A 7977-nucleotide genomic window follows, 5' to 3' on the forward strand; every position below is an offset into this window, starting at 1 on the left:
CACGCGCGCTGTTTCTCCGGTGGGGAAGCCGGAGAGCGCGCGTGCCCCTCAGGAAGCAGGTGGTGACATGGCATCCGGACCGACGTTCTTGACCGTCGCGGAAGTGGCGGCTCAGATGCGGGTCTCGAAGATGACGGTCTACCGTCTCGTCCACTCAGGCGAGCTCGAAGCCGTCCGTGTGGGGCGCTCCTTCCGAGTGCCCGAGCACGCTGTCGAAGAGTTCCTCGGCAAGTCCTACTTCCAGGCCGGTTGACGACGCGCCGCACGTACGATCGCCGCTCCCAGCGCGTGCATGGTCGGGGAAAATCCCGACCGATGCTGACGTGTAGGCTGTTCGCAGCCAGTACCGGGGCCGCAGCCTCGTCACGCGACGGTGTGCGAACCCCGGAATGGCCACCAGTCTCAGGCACCAGCCACGTCGCGTGGCCAACAAGAATTGAGTTGTGACCCGTGGGTTCAGTCATCAAGAAGCGTCGCAAGCGGATGTCGAAGAAGAAGCACCGCAAGATGCTCAAGCGCACCCGAGTTCAGCGTCGTCGTCTGGGTAAGTAACCCTCCATGGCCCGGTCTGTCCTCGTCACCGGTGTCGCGGGATCGTTTGCGTCGCTCTTCGCGCGCCGACTCGCGGACCTTGGCGAGGCATCGGGCATCAGCAAGGTCGTCGGCATCGACACGATGCTGCCGCCGGGTGACCTCGGTGGCGTGAAGTTCGTCCGCGCCGACATCCGGACCCCGGTCGTCGGCAAGGTCATCGCCGTCGAGGACGTTGACACCGTCGTCCACCTCGACGTCAACCCGCCCAAGCGCGGCCGGTCCGGCGGCGCCAAGGAGCTCAACGTCATCGGGACGATGCAGCTCCTGGCCGCCTGCCAGCGCTCGTCCACCGTCACCAAGTTCGTGCTCGGCTCCTCGACCGCGGTCTACGGCTCGTCGCCGCGCGACCCGGCGATGTTCACCGAGTCGCTGCTCGCCCGCGACGGAGTGCGCAGCGGGTTCCCCAAGGACATCGTCGAGGTCGAGTCGTACGTTCGCGGGTTCGCCCGGCGTCGTCCCGAGGTCATCATCACGACGCTGCGGGCGGCACAGATCCTGCACCCGTCGATCGAGACCCCGCTGGCCACCTACTTCTCCAGCCCGGTGCTGCCCGCGGTCATGGGCTTCGATCCCCGGCTGCAGTTCGCCGACCTCCGCGATGTGTTCGCCGTCCTCGAGCAGGCGATCCTCAAGGACCGGCCGGGCACGTTCAACCTCGCCGGCGACGGCGTCGTGCTGCTGAGCCAGGCCGCCCGCCGGCTCGGCCGCCCGGTCATCCCCCTGCCGCCGGTCGGCTTCGCCGCTGCGGCACGCCGGGTGCTGCGTGCGGCCGGTTCCGACATCCCACCCGACCTGCACCGGCTGCTGACGTACGGCCGGGTCGTCGACACCTCGGCCCTGCGGGACATCTTCGGCTACGAGCTGACCCGCACGTCGCTCGAGACGTTCGACGAGTTCCGGAACTCGCTGAGGCCCGGCATCATGTCAGCGGTGGGGGTACGCGCATGACCGACGAGCGCAAGACCATCGGATCGGCCGGCAAGGCCGGTCGCGGCAACCGCCAGACCTCGCCCTCGGCCGCGGCCCGGGCGCTGGCCGGCTCTCCTCCCGCCAAGAAGCCGGTCACCAAGGCGAAGCCCAAGACTGCGCAGCCCTCGGCGCCCAAGAAGGCCACAGCCGCCAAGAAGTCCGCCGCGACGAAGAAGCCTGCGGGCGCCACCACGGCGCCGCCGAAGGCCGCGGCTCCGCCGCGCGACAAGCCCCGGCTGCGGGCCGTGACCGACGAGGACGCGGCCGCCGCCGCTGCTGCGGCCGCCGAGGAAGCCGCGAAGCGTACGCGCACCGCCGGCGCTGCGCCGTTGTCGGCCGGCATCCCGCTCGACGAGATCGTGGTCGCCGTGATCCAGGCCGCACAGCGCGTGCTCGGCAGCGACTGGGAAGCGCGCGTCGCGACGCTGCTCGCCACGATCCGCAAGCGCATGAGCGGCGACTACGAGGTCGACGAGTTCGGCTTCGACCCACAGATCACCGAGGTCCTGACCGCCGCGATCGAGCCGCTGGCCGAGAAGTGGTTCCGCCTCGAGGTCCGTGGCGTCGAGAACATCCCGGCCGAGGGCGGCGCGCTGCTGGTCGCCAACCATTCGGGCACGGTTCCGATCGATGGGCTCATCACGGGCTACGCCGTCAAGAAGTACTCCGGACGCAACCTGCGGCCCCTGGGTGCCGACCTGGTGTTCTCGCTGCCGTTCGTCGGGCAGATCGCCCGCAAGGTCGGCGCGACGCTGGCCTGCACCGAGGACGCCGAGCGGCTCCTCACGACCGGCGAGCTCGCGGGCGTGTGGCCCGAAGGCTTCAAGGGCATCGGCAAGCCGTTCGCCGAGCGCTACAAGCTCCAGCGGTTCGGGCGGGGCGGCTTCGTCTCGTCCGCGATGCGCGCGCAGGTCCCGATCGTGCCGGTATCGATCGTCGGTGCCGAGGAGATCTACCCGCTCGTCGGCAACGTCCCCTCACTGGCCCGGCTGCTCGGGCTGCCCTACCTGCCGATCACGCCGTTCTTCCCGCTGCTCGGCCCGCTCGGCATGATCCCGCTGCCCAGCAAGTGGATCATCGAGTTCGGCGAGCCGATCCGCACGGATGCCTACGACCCTGAGGCGGCCGACGACCCCATGCTGCTGTTCAACGTGACCGACCAGGTGCGCGAGACGATCCAGCAGACGCTCTACGGCCTGCTGGTGGACCGGGGCAACGCGTTCTTCTGAGGCTGACGCCGTCTGCGGCCGAACGCCGCAGGCGCCAGCTGCGAGGCAATGGTGAGCTGACCGCCCAACGCGGGACGACAACCGGGGCTTACTGAGTGCCCAGCAGTCCGTTGAGCAGGCCGGGGATTAGACCTTCTTGGTTCTCGTCGCCGAGCACCGCTCCGACGACGGGGTCCGTGAGGTCGCTCAGCGACGGTGACTCGGTGGTCGGCGACGTCGTCGGCAGCGGCAGCGCCACGATCGGCTTCTCCGTGGGCGCGGCTGTCGTGGCACCTGGGCCAGGCGTCGAGTCGTCCTTGTCCGACGACGTGCTGGGCTTGCTGCCGGTCGAGTCCGAGCTGCCCGTGGCGCCCGCCGTCAGGGCGGTGACCGATGAGGCGAGCTTCTGGAGGTCGCCCGTGGTGCACGCGCTGCACAGCGAGGATGCCTGGATCGCCAGGTCGCTGATGGTGGCTGTTGCAGCCTCGAACGAGTCGGCAGCTCCTGGCGGCAGCTGCGACGACAGCGCCGAGAGGCCGGCGGTGGACTCGATCGCGAAGTCGTTGACCACGCGGATCGACTTCTTCTCGCCGTTGCCGGTGAAGTCGCTGAAGAGCGAGGTCGAGCCGGACTCGGCCTGCGACGAGAAGTCCTCGAGGGTCTTGGCGATGAGGTCTGTGGAACCGGACTTGGCGCTGAGCTCACGAGCCTCGGCCAGACGCTCGGAGGCCTGGCGGAGCTGGAACGAGCCGCGTGAGGCGTCATCGCGGTGCAGTGTGAGCTCGACCGACTCGACCGTGCGCTTGACCGGGTAGAGCATCTCGCCGGGAACCGCGGACGCGCTGGAGGCCACGATGCCGACAACTCCGGCGCAGGCGACCATGGCCGCGGTGAGGCCGGCAACCCGGCGACGTACGGGGTGGGTCTCGCGGACAGGGGCGGGGCGGGTCGTGGCCGGCATCGGAACGAGGACGGTCTCGGCCTCGACCATGAGCCGGCTGCGCAGTGAGTCGCGGAACATCGGCGAGGGCTCGGCGACCGCGGCTTCGCAGAGAGCCTCGGCGAAGCGCACCAGCTCGGCGATGTGCTCATCGTCGGGTGTGTGGCGGCCGCTCCAAGCCTCCTCGAAGGACTGGGCGTCGTCGTGGAAGCGACGGCCGATCATGATGGGTTCCTCACTGCGGTGGATGTGCCACGAGGTACAACGACCTCGGTTGCCCGCAGGTTACGTGGAAATGACAGGACAAAGGTGCCGGTGGTCTTCATCGCGCGTCCTCCGGCATCGTCTTGGCAAGACTGCGAACCGCCCGCAGCTGGAGCTGCTTGATGGCGCCCTCGCTGCGGCCGAGCGCCGCAGCCGTCTGGGCGATCGACAAACCCTGGATGAACCGCATGAGGATGCAGTCGCGCTGCTCGTTGGGCAGCGCGTTGACCGCCTCGAACAGCATCTCGTTGGAGATCAGCGCCAGGACTTCCTGCTCCGGGCTGGCGACGATGGCCTTGCCCTCCGGGATCGTCTCGGCGACGATCTCGAGCCGGGCCCTGCTGGACTTGAAGTGATCGGCGACGAGGTTGCGGGCGATCGTGGTCAGCCAGGCGCCGAAGTCCTTGCCCTGCCAGTTGAACCGCTGGATCGCCCGGAGGCCGCGGACGAACGTCTCGCTCGTGAGATCCTCCGCGAGCTGTTGCGACCCGACCCGGTAGTAGACGAACCGGAAGACTCCCGAGACGTAGTGGTCGTAGAGCTGGCCGAACGCCTCGGCGTCGCCCTCCTTGGCGAGGTCGACGAGCGCGCGCAGGCGGGTCGCCTCGGGATCGTTGTCGTCGCTGGGACTCGATGAGCCGGTGGAGGGTGCGTACGCCGGCGAATCCGCGACCGAAAGGGCGATCAGAAGTGAGCGGTCATCAGGGGTCGCAAGTGCGAGTGACAACGCGACGCGCAATCGACTTGTGGTGTCCCTCACAGGCCCTCCCTGTTCCCCGAAATACTAACCCGGAGGGGAGTAACTGTCAGTTTCTTCGGGTTTTTCTGTGACGCAGCACACGCCACGCGCCGCCTGCCGCGACGGCCGCCATGACGCCCTTCCCGCCGACCAGTGCCACCTTGCGTCCGGTGCGGTAGTCGCGAATGCGCCAGCCGTTGGCCCTGGCGTGCGCGCGGAGCGTCGAGTCGGGATTGACGGCGCAGGGATGTCCCACGAGCGACAGCATCGGCAGGTCGTTGCTGGAGTCGGAGTAGGCGTAGCAGTCCTCGAGCACGAGGCCCTCTCGCTCGGCGATCTCCCGGACTGCGGCGGCCTTGCCCTCGCCGTGCAGCATCTCGCCGACGAGCTCGCCGGTGTAGACGCCGTCAACATGCTCCGACACGGTGCCGAGGGCGCCGGTCAGGCCCAGGCGTCGTGCGATGACATTGGCGATCTCGATCGGTGCTGCGGTCACGAGCCACACGCGTTGACCACGATCGAGGTGCCACTGGGCGATCGCGCGGGTGCCGGGCCAGATCTTGTGCGCCATGTGCTCGTCGAAGATCTCCTCGCCGATCTCCTCCAGCTCGCTGACCTTGTGCCCGGCGATGAATGCGAGCGCCGATGCTCGGGCGTTGGCGATGTGCTCGGGATCCTCGACCCCCGCAAGGCGGAAGTAGAGCTGCTGCCAGGTCGCCTTGAGGATGTCCTTGGTCGTGAAGAACTTGCGTCGGTGCAGTCCCCGGGCGAGGTGGAAGATCGAGGCGCCCTGCATGATCGTGTTGTCGACGTCGAAGAATGCCGCGGCCGTGGCGTCGGGCTCTGTCGTCAGCGCATTCTCGACCTCTGCGGCCGAGGCGGCGGCCTGTCCGGACAGCACGGAACGCGACCGCAGATTGCGGGGTTGATCGGGTCGAGCGTCCCGTGGCATGTAACCGAGACTAACGCCCTCCGTGGTCTGCGACGTGTGGTTGACTCGGAGGCGTGACAGTCAATGTCAGCGACTTCCTCCGCGACGCTGCGTCCACCGATCCCGACGGCGTCGCATTGGTCGAGCACCGAGCCGAACGGCGCGAGGTCACCTGGCGCCAGCTCGACGATGCCGCAACTGCGGTGGCACGTGGTCTCTCCGCTCGCGGGCTCGTGGCCGGGCAGCGGGTCGCGGTCGTCATGGCCAACCGCATCGACCTGCCGATCGCCTACTTCGGCATCCTGCGCGGCGGCATGGTCGCGGTGCCGATCAACCCACGATCGACGACCCGTGAGATCGGGCGCATGCTGGCCGACTCGCTGGCTCGGGTCGTGCTGTGCGACGAGGCCGGCATCACCCAGGTCCGCGAGGCGGTGACGGACGACCACCAGGTCAGCGTGATCGTCGACGGCGTCGAGCCGCAGCAGAGCGAGACGGCATTCGAGGCGTTCCTCGCCGACGCGGCCGGCACGGAGCCCGCGGCACCTGCCGACACCGAGGCTCTTGCCGTCGTGCTCTACACGTCCGGCACCAGCGGCAAGCCGCGTGGCGCCATGCTGACGCACCGCGCGTTGATCGCCAACATCGAGCAGGTCGCGCAGCTCGACCCGCCGGCGATGACGTCGGACGACGTGTGCCTGGGACTGCTGCCGATGTTCCACATCTACGGCCTCAACTGCGTGCTGGGCCAGGCCGTACGCCAAAGGGCCCGCGTCCTCCTGGTCGACGGGTTCGATCCCGGTGGCCTGCTCGACCAGATCGCCGCCGAGGGTGTCACGAACATCCCGCTGGCGCCGCCCGTCGTGGCGGCCTGGGCCGGACGCGACGACCTGCGCGACAAGCTCGCACGCGTGACGACGATCCTCTCCGGCGCCTCGGCCCTGGACGCCGAGCTCGCCGAGACGTTCCTCGCCTCGTCCGGCAAGCACATCGAGCAGGGATATGGGCTCACCGAGACCGCACCGGTCATCGCGACGACGTTCGGCTCGCCCCGCGACGAGGGCACGCCGCCCAAGCCCGGCTCGGTCGGCCGGCCGCTGCCCGGCATCGAGCTCCGCATCGTCGATGCCAATGGCGAAGACGCGCACCCGGGCGACCCGGCCGAGATCTGGGTCAGGGGTGACAATCTCTTCTCCGGCTACTGGCCAGACGGGGTCGACGGCCCGCGTGACGACGGCTGGTACCCCACCGGTGACATCGGCTTCCTCGACGAGGACGGCGACCTGACGCTCGTCGACCGGCTCCGCGAGCTGGTCATCGTCTCGGGGTTCAACGTCTACCCGTTCGAGGTCGAGGACGTCATCGCGGAGGTGCCCGGCGTCACGCAGGTCGCGGTCGTCGGCCTGCCCGACGAGGAGACCGGCGAGGCCGTCGTGGCGTTCGTCGTTCCCGAGGACACCGACGCCGACGAGAACACGATCATCGAGGCGGTCGAGGCCCACTGCCGTACACGCCTGGCCCGGTTCAAGCAGCCCGCGCGCGTCGTGGTCGTGCAGGGCCTGCCGCACTCCGCGACCGGCAAGGTCGCCAAGGGCCGGCTGCGCGCGCTCGCCCGCAGCGAGACCCTCGGCCTCGACGCACCGTGACGATCGCCCACTCCGGCGATGCCCGGGTCGTCGTCTACTCCCGTCCCGGTTGCCACCTGTGCGAGGTCGCCGAGGCGCTGGTCGCCGAGATCTGTGCCGAGACGGGTGACTCCTGGGCCCGGGTCGACATCACGACCGACGACGACCTGACGTCGCGGTTCACCGAGCAGGTGCCCGTCACGTTCGTCGACGGGGCACAGCACGACTTCTGGCGGGTCGATCCGGTACGCCTGCGGAAGGCGCTCGCGCGTACTCCCTGAGGCGCAAGCGCATGTGACATATGCCATCGCTCTGCAAGTGACGTAGGTCACTCGGCTCGCGTGGTTTCGACACATGGCGGCTCCGCCGCGGCACGCTCAACCTGGTTCGGCGCTCGCTCGCAGAGGTCGCTCGGCCTCACGATTTTGTTAACACGTTCACAAACTCTTAAACTGAGTGCGCATCGCGCGCCAGTCCCGACAGGGATAATCCCCGGCCGTGCAGTGCAGGAGCACCGTGACCATACTTCGCACCCCCCTCGCGGACGGAAGCGCTCGTGGCATCCCTGATGCCACCGTCGCCCGGCTGCCGGTCTACCTGCGCGCGCTCAACGCGCTGGCCGAGCAGGGTGTCGCGACGTGTTCCTCCAACGACCTCGCCGAGAACGCCGGCGTCAACCCGGCCAAGCTCCGCAAGGACCTGTCCTA

10 protein-coding genes are annotated in these 7977 nt (G+C 68.8%); 7 read left to right on the forward strand and 3 right to left on the reverse strand.

Annotated features, from left to right (window positions below):
• From V6M46_RS09530 to V6M46_RS09545, 4 genes are all read left to right on the forward strand, one after another.
• On the forward strand, positions 1-253 hold a 253-nt coding region (locus V6M46_RS09530; protein ID WP_442880492.1), incomplete at its 5' end, for a helix-turn-helix domain-containing protein.
• A 197-nt stretch (positions 254-450) separates the two neighbouring features.
• Positions 451-552 (forward strand): 30S ribosomal protein bS22, encoded by a 102-nt coding sequence (locus tag V6M46_RS09535; protein WP_019143756.1) that lies wholly within the window; start codon positions 451-453, stop codon positions 550-552.
• A gap of 6 nt (positions 553-558) precedes the next feature.
• Positions 559-1542: an NAD-dependent epimerase/dehydratase family protein gene (locus V6M46_RS09540; RefSeq protein WP_332664180.1), complete on the forward strand. Its 984-nt coding sequence runs from the start codon at positions 559-561 to the stop codon at positions 1540-1542.
• Positions 1539-2792 carry a lysophospholipid acyltransferase family protein gene (locus V6M46_RS09545; RefSeq protein WP_332664183.1) on the forward strand — a complete coding sequence of 418 codons (1254 nt, stop codon included), beginning with the start codon at positions 1539-1541 and terminating at the stop codon, positions 2790-2792. The genes V6M46_RS09540 and V6M46_RS09545 overlap by 4 nt, the downstream gene beginning before the upstream one ends.
• Positions 2793-2880: 88 nt before the next feature.
• On the opposite strand, the gene V6M46_RS09550 is transcribed toward V6M46_RS09545, so the two are convergent.
• The 3 genes from V6M46_RS09550 to V6M46_RS09560 all read right to left on the reverse strand — a co-directional run bounded on the left by V6M46_RS09550 (position 2881) and on the right by V6M46_RS09560 (position 5666).
• The gene (locus V6M46_RS09550; protein ID WP_332664186.1) at positions 2881-3936 is read right to left on the reverse strand and encodes a DUF5667 domain-containing protein; all 1056 of its coding nucleotides are present in this window, start codon (positions 3934-3936) and stop codon (positions 2881-2883) included.
• A 97-nt stretch (positions 3937-4033) separates the two neighbouring features.
• Positions 4034-4735 (reverse strand): sigma-70 family RNA polymerase sigma factor, encoded by a 702-nt coding sequence (locus V6M46_RS09555; protein ID WP_332664189.1) that lies wholly within the window; start codon positions 4733-4735, stop codon positions 4034-4036.
• Between the two features lie 46 nt (positions 4736-4781).
• Entirely contained in the window at positions 4782-5666 is an 885-nt protein-coding gene (locus V6M46_RS09560) for an HAD family hydrolase (protein ID WP_332664192.1), read from the reverse strand.
• A 53-nt stretch (positions 5667-5719) separates the two neighbouring features.
• On the opposite strand from V6M46_RS09560, the gene V6M46_RS09565 reads away from it, so the two are divergent.
• The 3 genes from V6M46_RS09565 to V6M46_RS09575 all read left to right on the forward strand — a co-directional run.
• Positions 5720-7291 carry a class I adenylate-forming enzyme family protein gene (locus tag V6M46_RS09565; protein ID WP_332664195.1) on the forward strand — a complete coding sequence of 524 codons (1572 nt, stop codon included), beginning with the start codon at positions 5720-5722 and terminating at the stop codon, positions 7289-7291.
• A complete protein-coding gene (locus V6M46_RS09570) occupies positions 7288-7551 on the forward strand; it encodes a glutaredoxin family protein (RefSeq protein WP_332664197.1) in 264 nt (87 codons plus the stop codon). Before V6M46_RS09565 ends, V6M46_RS09570 begins: the two co-directional genes overlap by 4 nt.
• A 235-nt stretch (positions 7552-7786) precedes the next feature.
• On the forward strand, positions 7787-7977 hold a 191-nt coding region (locus V6M46_RS09575; RefSeq protein ID WP_332664200.1), incomplete at its 3' end, for a winged-helix domain-containing protein.

It is taken from the genome of Aeromicrobium sp. (assembly GCF_036676885.1).
In the GTDB taxonomy this organism is placed as follows: Bacteria; Actinomycetota; Actinomycetes; order Propionibacteriales; family Nocardioidaceae; genus Aeromicrobium.

What these genes read in the sequence shown, in the direction of transcription:
- V6M46_RS09540 (WP_332664180.1), top strand. Translation starts at nt 559, where the DNA reads ATGGCCCGGTCTGTCCTCGTCACCGGTGTCGCGGGATCGTTTGCGTCG.
- V6M46_RS09545 (WP_332664183.1), top strand. Translation starts at nt 1,539, where the DNA reads ATGACCGACGAGCGCAAGACCATCGGATCGGCCGGCAAGGCCGGTCGC.
- V6M46_RS09550 (WP_332664186.1), bottom strand. Translation starts at nt 3,936, where the DNA reads ATGATCGGCCGTCGCTTCCACGACGACGCCCAGTCCTTCGAGGAGGCT.
- V6M46_RS09560 (WP_332664192.1), bottom strand. Translation starts at nt 5,666, where the DNA reads ATGCCACGGGACGCTCGACCCGATCAACCCCGCAATCTGCGGTCGCGT.